Source organism: Pedococcus sp. P2_D9, from assembly GCF_056404275.1.
This window is the reverse complement of record NZ_JBFUEI010000004.1, coordinates 422,298-439,426: the sequence shown is the minus strand read 5'-3', so window position 1 is coordinate 439,426 and position 17,129 is coordinate 422,298. Positions and strand designations below refer to the sequence as shown.

15 protein-coding genes and 2 pseudogenes are annotated in these 17,129 nt (G+C 71.2%); 15 read left to right on the top strand and 2 right to left on the bottom strand.

Annotated elements, in window-relative coordinates; genetic code table 11:
* The first annotated feature begins 72 nt into the window (after window positions 1–72).
* From AC1DXJ_RS09420 to trmD, 15 genes and pseudogenes are all read left to right on the top strand, one after another.
* Complete coding sequence (locus AC1DXJ_RS09420) at window positions 73–2,448, top strand: [protein-PII] uridylyltransferase (RefSeq protein ID WP_477615481.1); 2,376 nt, start codon at window positions 73–75, stop codon at window positions 2,446–2,448.
* A 113-nt stretch (window positions 2,449–2,561) separates the two neighbouring features.
* Window positions 2,562–4,172, top strand: coding sequence for a signal recognition particle protein (gene ffh, locus AC1DXJ_RS09415; RefSeq protein WP_477615480.1), 1,611 nt, complete (start codon window positions 2,562–2,564; stop codon window positions 4,170–4,172).
* Complete coding sequence (locus tag AC1DXJ_RS09410) at window positions 4,169–4,999, top strand: alpha/beta fold hydrolase (RefSeq protein ID WP_477615479.1); 831 nt, start codon at window positions 4,169–4,171, stop codon at window positions 4,997–4,999. Before ffh ends, AC1DXJ_RS09410 begins: the two co-directional genes overlap by 4 nt.
* Before the next feature lie 102 nt (window positions 5,000–5,101).
* Complete coding sequence (locus tag AC1DXJ_RS09405) at window positions 5,102–6,193, top strand: amidohydrolase family protein (RefSeq protein ID WP_477636866.1); 1,092 nt, start codon at window positions 5,102–5,104, stop codon at window positions 6,191–6,193.
* A 188-nt stretch (window positions 6,194–6,381) separates the two neighbouring features.
* Window positions 6,382–7,431, top strand: coding sequence for a sulfate ABC transporter substrate-binding protein (locus AC1DXJ_RS09400; protein WP_477615477.1), 1,050 nt, complete (start codon window positions 6,382–6,384; stop codon window positions 7,429–7,431).
* 3 nt (window positions 7,432–7,434) lie between these two features.
* Entirely contained in the window at window positions 7,435–8,331 is an 897-nt protein-coding gene (cysT, locus tag AC1DXJ_RS09395; RefSeq protein ID WP_477615476.1) for a sulfate ABC transporter permease subunit CysT, read from the top strand.
* Window positions 8,328–9,134, top strand: coding sequence for a sulfate ABC transporter permease subunit CysW (cysW, locus tag AC1DXJ_RS09390; protein WP_477615475.1), 807 nt, complete (start codon window positions 8,328–8,330; stop codon window positions 9,132–9,134). The genes cysT and cysW overlap by 4 nt, the downstream gene beginning before the upstream one ends.
* Window positions 9,131–9,784: pseudogene (locus tag AC1DXJ_RS09385) on the top strand (sulfate/molybdate ABC transporter ATP-binding protein); the annotation flags it as partial. The gene cysW and the pseudogene AC1DXJ_RS09385, both read left to right, overlap by 4 nt.
* Before the next feature lie 30 nt (window positions 9,785–9,814).
* Window positions 9,815–10,141 (top strand): TOBE-like domain-containing protein, encoded by a 327-nt coding sequence (locus AC1DXJ_RS09380; protein ID WP_477615610.1) that lies wholly within the window; start codon window positions 9,815–9,817, stop codon window positions 10,139–10,141.
* Between the two features lie 76 nt (window positions 10,142–10,217).
* The gene (locus tag AC1DXJ_RS09375; RefSeq protein WP_477615474.1) at window positions 10,218–10,682 is read left to right on the top strand and encodes an RrF2 family transcriptional regulator; all 465 of its coding nucleotides are present in this window, start codon (window positions 10,218–10,220) and stop codon (window positions 10,680–10,682) included.
* Window positions 10,682–12,238 carry an SDR family NAD(P)-dependent oxidoreductase gene (locus AC1DXJ_RS09370; RefSeq protein WP_477615473.1) on the top strand — a complete coding sequence of 519 codons (1,557 nt, stop codon included), beginning with the start codon at window positions 10,682–10,684 and terminating at the stop codon, window positions 12,236–12,238. The genes AC1DXJ_RS09375 and AC1DXJ_RS09370 overlap by 1 nt, the downstream gene beginning before the upstream one ends.
* 425 nt (window positions 12,239–12,663) lie before the next feature.
* A pseudogene (rpsP, locus tag AC1DXJ_RS09365) lies at window positions 12,664–13,164 on the top strand (30S ribosomal protein S16); the annotation flags it as partial.
* A gap of 146 nt (window positions 13,165–13,310) precedes the next feature.
* The gene (locus tag AC1DXJ_RS09360) at window positions 13,311–13,553 is read left to right on the top strand and encodes an RNA-binding protein (RefSeq protein ID WP_140741550.1); all 243 of its coding nucleotides are present in this window, start codon (window positions 13,311–13,313) and stop codon (window positions 13,551–13,553) included.
* 119 nt (window positions 13,554–13,672) lie between these two features.
* On the top strand, window positions 13,673–14,215 hold the full coding sequence (gene rimM, locus AC1DXJ_RS09355; protein ID WP_477615472.1) for a ribosome maturation factor RimM: 543 nt from the start codon (window positions 13,673–13,675) through the stop codon (window positions 14,213–14,215).
* A gap of 15 nt (window positions 14,216–14,230) precedes the next feature.
* Complete coding sequence (gene trmD / locus AC1DXJ_RS09350) at window positions 14,231–15,463, top strand: tRNA (guanosine(37)-N1)-methyltransferase TrmD (RefSeq protein ID WP_477615471.1); 1,233 nt, start codon at window positions 14,231–14,233, stop codon at window positions 15,461–15,463.
* Here trmD and AC1DXJ_RS09345 read toward each other — a convergent pair.
* Window positions 15,447–16,247, bottom strand: coding sequence for a ceramidase domain-containing protein (locus AC1DXJ_RS09345; RefSeq protein WP_477615470.1), 801 nt, complete (start codon window positions 16,245–16,247; stop codon window positions 15,447–15,449). The genes trmD and AC1DXJ_RS09345 overlap by 17 nt on opposite strands.
* Before the next feature lie 45 nt (window positions 16,248–16,292).
* Window positions 16,293–17,051, bottom strand: coding sequence for an ABC transporter permease (locus tag AC1DXJ_RS09340; protein ID WP_477636865.1), 759 nt, complete (start codon window positions 17,049–17,051; stop codon window positions 16,293–16,295).
* Window positions 17,052–17,129: the final 78 nt, after the last annotated feature.

Sequence of the window (17,129 nt, the reverse complement as noted above, 5' to 3'; positions counted from 1 at the left end):
CCATGGAACGTCTAACACGGGCGTAACACGACGGCTCACGTTCCGAAACGTCGGAAGGGGAGGGTGGAGCACGTGACCATCGAGCAGACCGACCTGGCGGCCCGCCGCCTCGACCTTGCGGGGGCGAGGGGCTTCGACGCCCCCGGGGCCGGCCCGGTCCGCCGCGACGCGATCGCGTCCCTCACGCGGGGCTGGCTCGGTGAGGTCTGGAAGGTGGCCCTGGACGGCCGCTCGACCGAGGGGATCGCCCTGGCCGCGGTCGGCAGCCTCGCGCGGGGTGACGCCGGGCCGCTCAGCGACGTCGACCTGGTCCTGCTGCACTACGGGCGCTCACTCAGCGGTGACGACCTGCGCGGACTGGCCGACCGGGTCTGGTACCCCGTCTGGGACGCCGGCGTGAAGCTCGACCACGCGGTGCGTACCGTCAACCAGTGCCGGACGGTCGCCTCCGGCGACCTCGCCGCAGCCGTCGGACTGCTCGACCTCCAGTGCGTGGCCGGCGACCCCGAGGTGGTGGCCGCAGCCCGCTCGACCGTCGCGCACGACTGGCGCGCGAACGCCCGGCGCAGGCTGCCGCAGCTGGTCGAGAGCCTCAAGGCCCGGCACGCCCGCCACGGCGAGCTCGCCCAGAGCCTCGAACCCGACCTCAAGGAGGCCCACGGCGGCCTGCGAGACATGACGGTGCTCGGCGCCCTCGTGGCTGCCTGGCTGACCGACCGTCCCCACGTGGGGGTCGACGAGGCCCACCAGACCCTGCTCGACGCGCGTGACGCCGTCCACGTGGTCACTGGCCGTGGCCGCGACCGGCTGACCCGTGAGGACCACGATGCCGTGTCGGCGCTGCTCGGCCACGGCGACTCCGACGAGATGATGACGGCGGTTGCCGACGCCGGCCGGACCATCGCCTACGCCCTCGACGGCACGGTGCGCCGCGCCGGGCAGTCCCAGCGAGCCCGCACCCTGCGCGTCGGACCGCGTCGCCCACAGCTCAACCCGCTCGGGTTCGGCATGTTCGAGCACGACGGCGAGGTGGTCCTCGGACCGCGCAGCACCCTGTCGAGCGACCCGCTGCTGCCCCTGCGCGCGGCAGTCGTCGCCGCCCGCAGCCACCTGCCCATCGCCCCGACCACGCTGGCCAACCTCGCCGGCCAGGCACCCACCCTGCCCGAGCCGTGGCCGGAGATCGCTCGCGACCTCTTTGCCGACCTGCTGGCGACCGGTCCCGGCCTCGTCGCCGTCTGGGAGGGGCTCGACCAGGCCGGCATCATCGACCGCTGGCTGCCCGAGTGGGCAGCCGTGCGCTCTCGCCCGCAGCGAAGCGCCGTGCACCGCCACACCGTCGACCGGCACCTCATCGAGACCGTCGTCCTCGCCGGCGGACTGGTGCGCGGGGTCACCCGGGCCGACCTCCTGCTGCTCTCCGCCCTGCTGCACGACATCGGCAAGATCCGGGGTGCCCACGACCACTCGGCCACCGGAGCTCCCCTCGCCCGGACCATCGCCACGAGGCTGGGGTACCCCGCCGCCGACGTGGAGGTCATCACCACGCTCGTGCGCGAGCACCTCACCCTCATCGACCTCGCCACCCGCCGCGACCACCAGGACGCAGGCACGGTCACCGCGGCGCGGGGTGCGGTGGGCGGCTCGCGCGAGGTGTTCGACCTGCTCGTGGCCCTGACCGAGGCCGACGCGAGCGCCGCCGGCCCGCAGGCCTGGACCGACTGGCGGGCGACCCTGCTGGCCCAGCTCGCCGAAGGAGCCCGCAAGGGCTGGGAGGAAGGCAGCGTGCCACCGCCGGCCGAGACAACCACCGTCGACGAGGCCGACCTCCAGTCGGTGGCGGCCGGGGACCCCCGCGTCATCATCCGTCCGCAGGGCGGGTCCTACCGCATCGACGTCTTCGACCGCGACCGGCTGGGACTGTTCGCTGACACCGCGGGGCTGCTCGCGGCATACGGGCTGGTCGTCCGCACCGCCATCCTGCGCACCATCGACGGCGTCGCCGCCAACGAGTGGCACGTGGAGAACCCGAGTGGAGAGGCTCCGCAGGAGGAGCGGATCGTCCGTGGGCTGGAGCGGCTCGCGCAAGGGGACCGCGGGCCGCTGGGGCTCCTCGAACGCCGGCGCCAGTTCGCCGCGCGACCCAGCGCCGAGTCGGGAACGGGGTCTCCCGGCCAGGCCCGGGCCCTCGTCGTGCCCCGCGCCTCCGAGGAGGCGACCGTGATCGAGGTGCGTGCCCAGGACCGTCCGGGCCTGCTGCACGAGCTCGGTATGGGGTTCGCCAAGGCCGGGCTCTCGGTGCGCTCCGCGCACATCGCCACGTATGCCGGCCAGACCCTGGACACCTTCTACCTCACCGAGTTCGGTGGCCGGCTCCTGTCGCCGGCCAAGGTCGCGCAGACCGTGGCCATGGTGATCGACACCTGCGACGGCGCCGCTCCCGCCTAGGAGCTGCCGCCCCGCGCGTGCAGGTATCCGTCCACTCGGACGGATACCTGCACGCGGACCACCTTCTGGCGCTGCGTCCGGCGCAGGACCCTGGGTCGATTAACCTTGGGCCCGTGTTCACCTCACTCTCCGACCGCCTGACAGCCACCTTCAAGAACCTGCGGGGCAAGGGCCGGCTGTCCGAGTCCGACGTCAACGCGACGGTCCGCGACATCCGGCTCGCGCTGCTCGACGCCGACGTGTCGCTGCCCGTCGTCAAGGCGTTCACCCACGCCGTGCGCGAGCGGGCCCTCGGGGCAGAGGTGTCGGGAGCCCTCAACCCGGGCCAGCAGGTCGTCAAGATCGTCAACGAGGAGCTCATCGGCATCCTCGGTGGCCAGACGCGCACGATCGCGTTCGCCAAGAACCCGCCGACCGTGATCATGCTCGCCGGTCTGCAGGGCGCCGGCAAGACCACCCTCGCCGGCAAGCTCGCCCGGTGGCTCAAGGAGCAGGGCCACACGCCGATCCTCGTGGCCGCCGACCTGCAGCGACCCAACGCCGTCACCCAGCTCGAGGTCGTCGGTGAGCGCGCGGGCGTCCCTGTGTTCGCACCCGAGCGCGGCAACATCGGGGGCCACGACGCCGTCGGTCCGACGGGTGAGGGCACCCGCTCGTTCGGCGACCCGGTCTCGGTCAGCCGAGCCGGAATCGACCAGGCGCGCCGCGCCCAGCACGACGTGGTCATCGTCGACACCGCCGGACGCCTGGCCGTCGACGCCAACCTCATGCAGCAGGCCGCCGACATCCGCACGGCGATCGAGCCCGACGAGGTCCTGTTCGTCATCGACGCGATGATCGGCCAGGCCGCGGTCGAGACGGCCCTGGCGTTCCAGGCTGGCGTCGACTTCACCGGCGTCGTGCTGTCCAAGCTCGACGGCGACGCCCGTGGTGGCGCCGCCCTGTCCGTCGCCTCGGTGACCGGTCGTCCGATCATGTTCGCCAGCACCGGCGAGGGCGTGAAGGACTTCGAGGTCTTCCACCCCGACCGGATGGCCTCGCGCATCCTCGACATGGGTGACGTCCTGACCCTCATCGAGCAGGCCGAGAAGGCGTTCGACCGCAGCCAGGCCGAGGAGATGCAGCGCAAGTTCCTCGCCGAGGAGGACTTCACCTTCGACGACTTCCTGCAGCAGATGTCGGCGCTCAAGAAGATGGGCGGCATGAAGGCGATGCTCGGCATGATGCCGGGCATGGGCCAGATGAAGGCCCAGCTCGACAACCTCGACCCGCGTGAGTTCGACCGCATCGAGGCGATGGTCCGGTCGATGACCCCGTTCGAGCGCACCCACTCCAAGCAGATCAACGGATCGCGCCGGCTGCGCATTGCCAAGGGCTCGGGGGTGCAGGTGTCCGAGGTGAACGGGCTGCTCGAGCGGTTCACCGAGGCGCAGAAGATGATGAAGCAGCTCGCGCGCGGCGGCGGCATCCCCGGGATGCCCGGCATGCCGGGCATGGGTGGCGGCAAGAAGGGCCGCCAGCAGCAGCCACAGCGCAAGAAGTCCAAGTCGGGCAACCCGGCGAAGCGGGCCGCCGAGGAGCGGGCAGCCCTGGAGAAGGGCGCGGCCGCCAAGGCGAGCGGTGGCGGGGCCGCCTTCGGAGGAGGCGCCGGGGACGGCGGCATACCCGCTGACCTCGACCCCAACCAGCTGCCCGCAGGCTTCGAGAAGTTCCTCGGCAGGTGAGCCACGCAGCACCGCTGCACACCCTCTCGGTCGGCACCGCAGGGCCGCGAATCGCCTTTCTCCACGGGCTTTTCGGGCAGGGGCGCAACTGGTCGCAGATCGCCAAGGCGCTCGCCGGACCCGACGGCAGGGGTGCGCGCAGCACCCTGGTCGACCTCCCGGACCACGGCCGGTCCCCGTGGTCACAGGAGTTCTCCTTCGAGGGGTATGCCGCGGCCGTCGCCGACACCCTGCGCGGCATCGACGCCGACGCGTCGTGGGTGGTCGTGGGGCACTCCCTGGGTGGCAAGACCGCGATGCTGCTGGCCCTCGAGCATCCCGAGCTGGTGTCGAGGCTGGTCGTCGTCGACATCGCGCCCAAGAGCTACGGCAGCCTGGAGCGGTTCAGCGGCTACATCGAGGAGATGCAGCGGCTGCCCCTGAGAGAGCTGGCCAGCCGGCGTGACGCCGAGGCGCGTTTCGAGGAACCCGACCCGGGTGTGAAGGCGTTCCTGCTGCAGAACCTCCGGCGCGACGGCGACTCCTGGCGCTGGCAGGCCAACCTCGAGCTGTTCGCGGCGGATGCTGCCCGGGGGGCGGGCTCGGTGATCGCGGACTGGCCCGAGACCACCGCAGAGCTCCCGCCCTTTGCCGGGCCTGTCCTGTGGATCGCCGGCTCGGAGTCGTCCTACATCACCGACGAGGACCTGCCCTCGATGCGGGCGCTGTTCCCGAAGGTGCGCCAGGTGACCGTCAAGGGCGCGACGCACTGGGTCCACACGGATGCGCCGGAGGTCGTCGTCGAGGTGGTTCGCCGCTTCGTCCAGCCACTCACCGAGCCCCACTGACCCCGACGCAGGTATTTCACCCAATTGGACGGATCCCTGCGTGGGCCACGCGTGAATATCGGTCCACTGGGGTGAGTTCCCTGCGCCGGTAGGGTCGGCGACATGACGGCAACGGTGCTGCACCTGCGTGGTGAGGTCCTCGTCGGCCCCGAGGACGTGCGGCCCGAGGCGTGGGTGGTCGGCGGAAGGCTGACCTTCGAACGGCCGAGCGGGAGCGGATCCGACGTCCAGACGCTGCGCGGCTACGTCCTGCCCGGCCTCGTCGACGCGCACTGCCACGTCGGGCTCGACGCCCACGGCGCGGTGGACGACGCGACCGCGGAGGCTCAGGCGCTGGCCGATCGCGAGGCGGGGACGCTGCTCATCCGCGACGCGGGATCGCCCGCCGACACCCGGTGGATCGACGAGCGCGACGACCTGCCCAAGGTCATCCGGGCCGGCCGCCACATCGCGCGCACCCGTCGCTACATCCGCAACTACGCCCACGAGATCGAGCCCGACCAGCTCGTCGAGCGCGTCCGGATCGAGGCTCGCGCAGGGGACGGGTGGGTCAAGCTCGTGGGCGACTGGATCGACCGCGACGCCGGCGACCTCACGCCCTGCTGGCCGGTCGACGTGCTCACCGATGCGATCTCCGCCGCCCACGACGAGGGCGCCAGGGTGACCGCCCACTGCTTCGGCGAGGCCTCGCTCTACGACTTCGCCGCGGCGGGCACCGACTGCATCGAGCACGCGACCGGGTTGGAGGCCGAGACCATCGCGCAGTTCGCGGAGCAGCAGATCGCGATCGTGCCGACCCTGGTCAACATCGCGACCTTCCCATCCGTCGCCGAGCCCGCGAAGGACCGGTTCCCCGACTACCACCGCCGGATGCTCGCGCTCCACGAGCGCCGCTATGCCACGATCGGCGCGGCCCGGGACGCCGGCATACCCATCTATCTGGGCACGGACGCGGGGGGATCCTTGCGGCACGGACTGGTGGCCGACGAGGCCCATGAGCTGACCAAGGCGGGGTTGTCCACCGACGAGGCCCTGTACGCCGCGACCTGGGGCGCTCGCGAATGGCTCGGCCGACCTGGGCTGGAGGAGGGTGCAGACGCCGACCTCGTGGTCTACGCGGCCGATCCGCGACGCGAAATCCGCGCGCTCGCGGCCCCCGAGCACGTCGTCCTGCGCGGTCGCGACTTCTCCTGACCCACGCCCGTCCTGACTTCCGCGCGGTGGCCGGCGCGCGGCATACGTGCCAGTCCCGGCCCTTCCACGATGCGAGACATAAGGTCACGTTATTTGACCGATAACTAATTGCTATCCAAACTCCTAGTTGTCACATAGGAGATGCGCAGGGTGCGCATCCAACGCCTCACGGCAACCAAGGAGCTCCGATGAAGTCGACCCGCCGTCACCCCCGCCTCGCCCTGGCCGCCGCCGCGACCGTCGGCGCGATGGTGATGACCGCCTGTGGCGGCGGCGGAGCCAGCGACACGGTCGGTGCCGCGGCGGACGCCGAGAATGCCGCCGCCAAGACGGGCACGATCAACCTCTTCGCGTATGCCGTGCCGAAGGTCGGCTACGACAAGGTGATCCCCGCGTTCAACAAGACCGAGGCCGGCAAGGGCGTTCAGTTCCAGCAGTCCTACGGCGCCTCGGGAGACCAGTCGCGCAAGGTGGCGGCAGGCGCGACGGCTGACTTCGTGAACTTCTCGGTCGAGCCGGACATCACCCGCCTCGTCGACGCGGGACTGGTCGCCAAGGACTGGAACGCCAACCAGTACAAGGGGATCCCGTTCGGCTCGGTCGTCACCATCGTCGTCCGCAAGGGCAACCCCAAGGGCATCAAGGACTGGGACGACCTGCTGAAGCCAGGCGTCGAGGTCGTCACCCCGAACCCGTTCAGCTCGGGCAGCGCCAAGTGGAACCTCCTGGCGCCGTATGCCGCGAAGAGCGACGGTGGAAAGGACCCCAAGGCCGGCCTCGCCTTCATCGAGCAGCTGGTGACGGATCACGTCAAGGTGCAGCCGAAGTCGGGGCGCGAGGCGACCGAGACGTTCCTGCAGGGCACCGGCGACGTGCTGCTGAGCTATGAGAACGAGGCCTTGTTCGCCGAGCGCAGCGGGGACCCGGTGGAGCACATCACGCCGCCGACCACCTTCAAGATCGAGAACCCCACCGCCGTGCTGAGCAAGAGCCCCAACCTCGCCAAGGCCAAGGCGTTCAACGACTACCTCTTCACCCCGGAGGCCCAGAAGCTGTGGGCCCAGGCAGGCTTCCGCCCCGTCGACCCGGCCGTGGCCAAGGAGTTCGCGGCCGACTTCCCGGCGCCCCAGAAGCTCTGGACCATCGACGACCTGGGTGGCTGGAAGACGGTCGACGGCACGCTCTTCAAGAAGGAGACCGGCTCCATCGCCGTCATCTACGACAAGGCCACGTCGTAGGCCATGACCGCAACCACGCACAGCGCGCGCAGGGACGACATCTCGATCTCCGAGGTGGCGTCCCTGCCGCCGCGCGCAGACACCCCTCGTCGCCGGCTCCAGGGCGCCAGACCGCTCGCCCGACCCCTCGGCATCGGCCTCGTGGGCCTGTGGCTGAGCGTTCTCGTCCTGCTCCCGCTCGCGGCCCTCACGGTCACCTCGCTCGGCGAAGGCGTCGGCGGCTTCTGGGAGGCCGTCACCGCGCCGGTCGCCTTGGCCTCGCTGCGCGTGACCGTTCTGGTCGCCGCCGTCGTCGCGGTGGTCAACGCCGTGATGGGCACGCTCATCGCCTGGGTGCTGGTGCGCGACGACTTCCGGGGCAAGCGCGTCGTCAACGCCCTGATCGACCTGCCCTTCGCCCTGCCCACCATCGTCGCCAGCATCGTGCTGCTGTCGCTCTACGGGCCGAACAGCCCGATCCACGTCCACCTCAACGCCACCCAGCCCGGGCTGCTCGTCGCACTGGCCTTCGTGACGCTGCCGTTCGTCGTCCGGTCCGTCCAGCCGGTGCTCATCGAGGCCGACCGCGAGGTCGAGGAGGCCGCCGCCTCGCTGGGGGCGTCGAACTGGACGACCTTCCGCCGGGTCGTGCTGCCGACCCTGGCTCCGGCCCTGATCAGCGGCACCGGACTGGCGTTCGCGCGGGCGATCGGGGAGTACGGCTCGGTGGTGCTCATCGGCGGGAACATCCCACGCGAGACCCAGGTCGCCTCGCAGTACATCCAGCAGCAGATCGAGATCGACCGGCCGCTGAACGCCGCCGCGGTGTCCGTGGCGCTGCTGGTGATCGCTTTCGCCACGTTGTTCGTGCTGCGGGTGTTCGCCGGCCGCAGCCTGCGCCGGGAGGAGGAGGCCCAGTGAAGACCTCCACCACCGCCCGGATCGGCCTGCGCACCGTCGCGCTCGGCTACCTCGTGCTCCTGCTCGCTGTCCCGATCGTGCTCATCCTCGTGCGCACGTTCGGAGAGGGTGTGGGGGCGTTTCTCGAGTCGATCAGGACTCCCGCGGCGATCTCCGCGCTCAACCTGTCGCTGCTCATCGTGGCGATCGTCGTGCCCCTCAACGTCGTGTTCGGGGTGGGGACGGCGCTGGCCCTGGTGCGCGGACGGTTCCGTGGACGCGGCCTGGTCCAGGCCGTGGTGGACCTGCCGTTCGCGGTGTCGCCGATCGTCGTCGGCGTGTCGCTCATCCTGCTCTGGGGAGCCGACGGCTGGTTCGGTGGTCTCGAACGGCTTGGCTTCAAGGTCATCTTCGGGCTGCCGGGCATGGTCATCGCCACGCTGTTCGTCACCCTGCCGTTCGTGGTGCGCGAGGTGGAGCCGGTGCTCCACGAGATCGGCACCGAGCAGGAGCAAGCCGCCTCCACCCTCGGTGCCAGCACGTGGCAGACGTTCTGGCGGATCACCCTGCCGGCGATCCGCTGGGGGCTGACCTACGGCGCCGTCCTCACGATCGCCCGGGCGCTGGGGGAGTTCGGCGCCGTGATCATGGTCAGCTCCGGCTTCCCCGGGGTCTCCCAGACCCTGACCCTGCTCGTCCACTCCCGCTACATCGACGACCACAACACCTACGGCGCCTACGCCGCCGCCACCCTGCTCATGGGCCTGGCCGTGCTGACGCTGCTCGGCATGACCGCGCTCGACCGCAAGAGGAGAACCACATGATCACCGTCCTTGGCGCCCGCAAGCACTACGGGGCCTTCGCCGCCCTTGACGACGTGACCCTGGACATCCCCGCGGGCTCACTGACCGCCCTGCTGGGGCCGAGCGGGTCCGGCAAGTCGACGCTGCTGCGCTCGATCGCCGGTCTGGAGCAGCTCGACGGCGGTCGCATCGTCATCGGCGGACGGGACGTGACCGGGGTGTCCCCGCAGAAGCGCGGTATTGGGTTCGTGTTCCAGCACTACGCCGCGTTCAAGCACATGACGGTGCGCGACAACGTGGCCTTCGGCCTGACCATCCGCAAGCGGCCCAAGGCCGAGATAGCGCGCAAGGTCGACGACCTGCTCGAGATCGTCGGGCTCGACGGGTTCCAGCACCGCTACCCCGCCCAGCTGTCGGGCGGGCAACGCCAGCGGATGGCACTCGCCCGGGCACTCGCGGTCGACCCCGAGGTGCTGCTGCTCGACGAACCCTTCGGCGCCCTCGACGCCAAGGTGCGCGCCGACCTGCGCCAGTGGCTGCGCAGGCTGCACGACGAGGTCCACGTCACCACCGTCCTGGTCACGCACGACCAGGAGGAGGCCCTCGACGTGGCCGACCGGATCGCCGTGCTCAACAAGGGCCGAATCGAGCAGGTCGGCGACCCCGTGACCCTCTATGACCGGCCCGCCAACGACTTCGTCATGTCGTTCCTCGGCTCGGTGGCCAGGCTCGGGGGGCAGTTGGTACGTCCGCACGACATCGCCCTCGACCGCAGCCGTGAGCGCGCCCAGGCCCAGGACGCCCGCGTCGGCGGCTCGCCGGGCGTCGTCGAGGCTGTCGTCGAACGCGTCGTGCGTCTCGGTTTCGAGGTGCGGGTCGACCTGCGCACCGACGCGGGTGTGCGCTTCGCGGCGCAGGTCACGCGCGCGGAGGCCGATGCCCTGCGGCTCGTCGAGGGTGAGACGGTCTTCGCCCGGGCGACCACGCGGCCCGACGCAGCGGAGGTCGAGCCCGCGCTCGCCATCTGAGCGGCGCAACACGCTTTGGTATGCCGCGCGCAGGGTCCGCTGCGTCCGTCGCCCGCCCGTGCGACACAATGCGCGGGTGGACATCTCGGCACGCACTGAGTACGCGGTCCGGGCCATGCTCATCCTCGCCGAGGCGGCGACGATGTCGGCCGGTCCGGTGAGCGTCGAGACCCTGTCGTACCGGCAGACCCTGCCGCGCAAGTTCCTCGAGGCCATCGTCGCCGACCTGAAGACCGCGGGGCTGGTCAAGAGCACGAGGGGCGCGCGCGGCGGCTACTCCCTCGCCCGCGAACCCCGGGACATCTCCCTCGGTGACGTGTTCCGTGCCGTGGACGGACCACTCGCGGAGGTGAGGGGGCTGCGGCCGCACGAGACGGCATACGAAGGGGTCGCCGAGCACCTGCCCACGGTGTGGGTCGCCCTGCGGGCGAGCCTGCGATCGGTGCTGGACGAGACCAGCCTTGCTGCCGTCCTCTCCGGAAACCTGCCCGAGCGGGTGGGTGCCCTCGCCGCCGACCCCGATGCCTGGCGCAGCCGCTGATGGCGCACGACCAGGCAGACCGGGCGGCGGCGGACATCACGCCCGCTGTCCCGTTGGACGTCGGGCCGGGAATCGACCCGGACGACCTCGCGACAGCGCTGCGCGTGCTGGAGGAGCTGGCCGAGCTCGATGGTGACCACCCCGACATCCAGACCGTCAAGCGAGCCACCGGCCGGATGTACAAGCGGGTGCGCAAGGCCCGTCGTCGCGAGGCGAAGCAGCCCCAGGTCGACCACGACGAGGCGATCCTCGCCCAGACCGCCACCGGGTCCCCGATGCGCATCGACGACGAGACCAAGGGCATCCCACTCGTGTCGACGACCCGGGGCGCACACGCCGGCGAGCTCCTCAAGCCGCGCAACTGCTACATCTGCAAGGCGGAGTACACCCTGGTCGACGCCTTCTACCACTGGCTCTGCCCCGACTGCGCCGCCCTCAGCCACTCCAAGCGCGAGCAGCGCACCGACCTGACCGGCAAGCGAGCCCTGCTCACCGGCGGCCGCGCCAAGATCGGGATGTACATCGCGCTCCTGCTGCTGCGGGACGGCGCCCACCTCACGATCACCACGCGGTTTCCGCACGATGCGGCGAGACGCTTTGCTGCGCAAGAGGATTCGCACCTGTGGATCCACCGGCTCAAGGTCGTCGGCATCGACCTGCGCGACCCCACCCAGGTCGTCGCCCTCGCTGACGAGGTCGCCGCCGCGGGCCCCCTCGACATCCTCATCAACAACGCGGCCCAGACGGTGCGCCGCACGCCGGGCGCCTACTCCCACCTCGTCGAAGGCGAGTCGGTCCCACTCCCCGGGGACATCGCCCTGCCCGAGCTGGTCACCTTCGACAGGATCAGCGAGGCGCACCCCGCCAACCTGCTGGGCACCCTGCGCGAGCACAAGGTGGCCCACCACGAGGGGGAGTCCGAGCGAGAGGCGGCGCAGGCGCTCGCCCAGCGCTCGGCCGCCTCGATGACGTCGATGGCGCTGTCCGCCGGTCACGCCAGCCTGGAGGCGCACCTCGCGGGGACGGCGGTCGACGCGGGCGGGTTGCTGCCCGACACCCAGGTCAACAACTCCTGGACGCAGAAGGTCGAGGAGGTCGACCCGCTCGAGCTCCTCGAGGTGCAGCTGTGCAACGCGACCGCGCCGTTCATCCTCGTCTCGCGGCTCCGGCCGTCGATGCGGGCGGCGGTGGCGGCCGGTGCCAGGCGCGCCTACGTCGTGAACGTGTCGGCCATGGAGGGCCAGTTCTCCCGCCGCTACAAGGGTGCCGGCCACCCGCACACCAACATGGCCAAGGCGGCGTTGAACATGCTGACCCGCACGAGCGCGGGGGAGATGTTCGAGACCGATCGGATCCTGATGACCGCGGTCGACACGGGCTGGATCACCGACGAGCGTCCGCACCATGAGAAGCTGCGGATCGCCGCCGAGGGCTGGCACGCCCCGCTGGACCTCGTCGACGGGGCCGCCCGCGTCTACGACCCGATCGTCCGGGGCGAAGCCGGTGAGGACGTCTACGGCTGCTTCGTCAAGGACTTCGAACCCAGCCCCTGGTGACAGCCCGGTCCAGGGGAGAGGCGACTTGCTGCCGGCTGCTGGTCACGGAGCACCCGGATCGGGGGTCTGGTGACCACCGGAGAGCACCAAGTCGGGGAGGGGTGGGACTTGTTGCCGGCTGCTGGTCACGGGGCACCCGGATCGGGGGTCTGGTGACCACCGGAGAGCACCAAGTCGGGAGCGGCGCAGGCGGGTGAGCAGGCGGCATACCCTCGCGTGTCGCCTGGACCCGTTGGCCGGCGGGGTCGCCGTGGTCGGGAGCACTGTGAGGGTCTGGCAGAATGGTCGGCTGTACCCGTCCAGGCACGGGCTCGGTCTCGCACCGGAGCCTCCTGGCTGGAACGCCTACACCGAGTTCCGGTACCCCGCGTGAATCCTGCGCGGTCTCGCCGTGCTCACAACCAGAAACAGGAGACACCACCACCGTGGCCGTCAAGATTCGTCTGAAGCGCATGGGCAAGATCCATGCTCCGTTCTACCGCGTCGTCGTCATGGACTCGCGCGCCAAGCGCGATGGCCGGGCCATCGAGGAGATCGGCAAGTACCACCCCACCGAGGAGCCCTCGGTCATCGACATCAGCTCGGACCGTGCGCAGTACTGGCTGGGCCAGGGCGCGCAGCCGACCGAGGCCGTCGCCGCGCTGCTCAAGATCACCGGTGACTGGCAGAAGTACAAGGGCGAGCCCGGCACCGAGGGCACCCTGCGTGTCAAGGCTGCCAAGCCGTCCAAGAAGGAGCTGTACGACGCGGCCATCGCCGCGGCGGGCAAGTCCGAGGCCGGCGCCGACGGGGCCACCACCCCGAAGAAGAAGGCCACCAAGAAGGCTGACGAGGCTCCTGCCGAGACCGCCAAGGCCGACGAGACCCCTGCCGAGACCGCCAAGGCCGACGACAAGCCCGCCAAGGCTGAGAAGGCCGACGAGGCCAAGGTCGAGGCCCCGGCCGCAGAGGTCGCCGTCGAGGAGCCCAAGGCTGCTGACGAGGCTCCCAAGGCTGACGACGCGAAGGCTGAGACCGAGGAGGCCCCCGTGGCCGCCGACGCCGACGCCGACGCCGCGGACAAGGCCTGACCGTGCTGGAAGAGGCGCTCGAGCACCTCGTCAAGGGCATCGTCGACCACAAGGACGAGGTGGCCGTGCGACGCAAGGAGCTCCGCCGTGGTGAGGTGCTCGAGGTCCGGGTCCACCCCGAAGACCTCGGTCGCGTGATCGGTCGCTCCGGTCGCACCGCGAGCGCCCTGCGCACCGTCATGGGTGCGCTGGCTGGCGGCCAGAACGTCCGCGTCGACATCGTCGACACCGACCGCGTGCGCTGAGGCTCCGCCGACAGCAGACGCAGTGACGAAGGGCCACCGGGCTTCCCGGTGGCCCTTCGTCGTGCCGGCCCGCAACCCCGTCGTCGTGCCAGCCCACCAACCCCTGAGAGGATCAACCCATGCCTGCCGACTCCAGACTCCTCGTCGCCCGCATCGGCAAGCCGCACGGCCTGCATGGTGAGGTGACGGTCCAGACGCACACCGACGACCCCGAGGTCAGGTACGTCCCTGGCGTTGCCTACGAGACCGAGGCCGTCGCGGGCTCGGGGGTTCCGAGGTCGTTGACGCTGCGCTCGGCCCGCCTGCACCAGAAGACCTGGTTGCTCGCCTTCGAGGAGATCCCCGACCGCACCGGGGCCGAGTCGCTGCGCGGCACCCGCCTGTTCATCGACGCCGAGGCCGCCGTGGCGCAGGACGAGGATGACGCCTGGTACGAGGACGAGCTCGTGGGCCTGGCCGCCGTCGACCCCCACGGCAGCGTCCTCGGCGAGGTCGCCGGACTGCGCACGGGGGCGGTCCAGGACCAGCTCGTGCTGCGACTGACCGGTGGGGCCGAGGCGCTGGTCCCGTTCGTCGAGGCCATCGTGCCCGAGGTGGACGTCGAGGGCGGCCGCGTCGTCGTGGACGCCCCGCCGGGACTGCTCGAGCTCAATGCCGAGTGACGGCCCGGTGACCCCGTGATCATCGATGTCGTCTCCATCTTTCCGGAGTACCTCGCGCCGCTCGACCTCTCGCTGATCGGGAAGGCGCGTCGCGACGGCCTGCTCGACCTGAGGGTGCACGACCTGCGCGAGTACGCCCACGACCGGCACCGCAGCGTCGACGACACGCCGTACGGCGGTGGGGCGGGCATGGTGATGAAGCCGCAGCCGTGGGCCGAGGCGCTCGACCACGTGGTCGCCTCAGCCGACGGCGGCACGCGTCCGCGTCTGGTCGTCCCCGGTCCGGGAGGTATGCCGTTCACGCAGGCCCTGGCGCGCGAGCTCGCCGAGGAGCCGTGGCTGGCCTTCGCCTGCGGCCGCTACGAGGGCATCGACGAACGCGTCTACGAGTACGCGGCGCAGGACCTGGGCCTCGAGGTGTCGGTGATCTCGCTCGGCGACTACGTCCTCAACGGGGGAGAGGTCGCGGTGCTGGCCATGGTCGAGGCCGTCGCCCGCCTGTTGCCGGGTGTCATCGGCAACGCCGAGTCACTGGTCGAGGAGTCCCACGAGGACGGCCTGCTCGAGTACCCCGTCTACACCAAGCCCGCGTCCTGGGAGTCCGCTCCGGGCGTCACCCGCGACGTACCCCCGGTCCTTCTCTCGGGTGACCACGGCGCCATCGCCGCGTGGCGGCACCAGCAGCGGCTCGATCGCACCGCGGCCCGCCGCCCCGACCTGTTGCACGTGTCCCAGACGGTGCACCGGACCGGCACCGGACAGGCAGGGCAGGAAGGGCTGGAAGGGCTGGAGGTCGCCGTCGCCACTGCGGCGGATGCCCCGGAGCTGATGACGCTGGGCCGCGCCTGTTGGCTCAGTGAGGCGCGAGCCAACGACTCGCTCAGCATCCCGCCACTCGTCGAGACCCTGCCAGAGGTCGTGGCCGGCATCGCCGAGTGGCGCACCTGGACCGTTCGCGCCGGCGGGCGCCTGGTCGGGTCGGTGCGCGGCCGCACGGCTCCGACCGAACGAACCCTGTGGCAGATCGGCCGGCTGATGGTGGCGCCCGACCTTCAGGGCCGCGGACTGGGGCGTGCCCTGCTCGCCTTCGCCGAGGCGCAGGCGCCGGCGGGCACGGCGGCATACTGGCTCAACACCGGGATCCGCAGCGACCGCAACCTTCGGATCTACCGCAAGGCGGGCTATCGCGTGCAGCCGGGCGAGGGTGCCTTTCCCGGCACCGTCGACCTGGTCAAGCCGCGCCGCTGACCCGCTCACTGGCGTAGAGCCGGTACACCGCGTAGGCCGCCACCGCGCAGAGCAGGTGCCACGCGGCGTGCCCCTGCAGGAGCGAGTTGGGGTGGCAGAAAGCAGTGCCGTCCTTGGCGAGGTTCCAGATCCCGAAGGCCAGGGCCAGGGCGCCGGCCGACGCGAAGCCCCAGCGGATGTCGCGGTGCGTGCTGCCTCGACGCCAGAGGACCGCTTCGCCCGTGAGGGCCACCAGCAGGAAGGCCCCGAACGCGAGGTTGGCGGCGATGTCGACCACGGGGACGTGCCCAGGGATGCGTTCGACGAGCTCGCAGACGACCACCACGGCGACGAACAGGCCTGCGAAGAAACCGTCACCGCGATGCAGGCAGCGGGTCACGGCGTACGACGAGGCGAACGCCGCCACGAGGTACATGCTGAGCAGGTCGAGGTGGCCTCCGAGGGCGCTCTGGGTGGCATGCATCGCCGCGCTGCCCGCCCCGAGCAGGACGACCACCACGCCGAAGGCGCCCGCGAGGCGTGGGTTGGCCGCGATGGTCGTGCGGGCCGCCCCGGCCCGCCACGCGATGCCGAGGCCGGCGAGGACGAACCCGACGTTGCTGAGCGTGTTGGCGGGTTGCCGCACGATGCCGTCCCGGGCCGCCTCGCAGAACCGGTCACCGCGGCCGACGTCCGGGCCGAGCCAGCCGTGGACCGTCGCCAGTCCGAGCAGGGTGACCGAGACGACCGCCACGGCGGAGGCCAGCGCGAACGGCCGCAGGTCCCGCCGTTCGTCCGGTGGCATGCCGTGAGTATGCCGCCACCGACACCTGCAGGGATGCGGGTCGGCTCAGTCGACGAGGGCCGTGGCGAGGTCGGACGGGACGAGGCGACGGCTGGCGACGAGGCGCTCCGCCACCAGGACGGTCACCGTCTGGGCGGCCATGATCCCGAACAGCACCAGCACCTGCGCCGTGGCGGCCTGCACCGGCGTGCCGCCGCCGAGCATCACGCCGATGAACGCGCCGGGCAGCGTCACGACACCGGTCGTCTTCACCTGGTCGAGCCCCGGCAACAACGCCTCTGGCGCGCGGCGGTGGACGATCTCGAGGACGGCCTGGTGGGGGAGCAGCCCGAGCGACAGGCACGCTTCGTACTGGCTGTGCTCCTCGCGCAGGGCAGCGAAGGCGCGGCGGCCCACGAGGGTGTGCGCTGTCATGGCGTTGCCGACGATGATGCCGACGACAGGGATGAGAGCGATGCCCTCGGGCGGGATGGTTCCCGTGCCGAGGACCACCGCGACCACGGGCAGGACGCCGGCAGCCATGGCCAGCGCCGCCCACCTCCAGGCCCGCGGCGCCTCGACGCGCCGCGAGGTGGTCAGCACACCCATCGCGAACATGACCCCGATCAGCGCGACCGACAGCGGAAGGCTGTCGACGACCGCGGCGATGAGCAGGGCGGCGACCCCGAGCTGGGCGATGGCCCGTACCGCCGCGACCAGCACCGGACGCTCGAGGTCGTAGCCCGCCACCCGGTGGGCCGCCAGCGCGATCGACAGGAGCAGCGCCAAGGCGATGGCGACGGGCCACCCGGGGTCGATGCTCACAGGCGCCACCGTATGCCGCGTGCTGGCGGTGGTGCGCGAGCGGGCCCCTCGCGAAAAGGAGCTGCGCGAGTCGGGAAT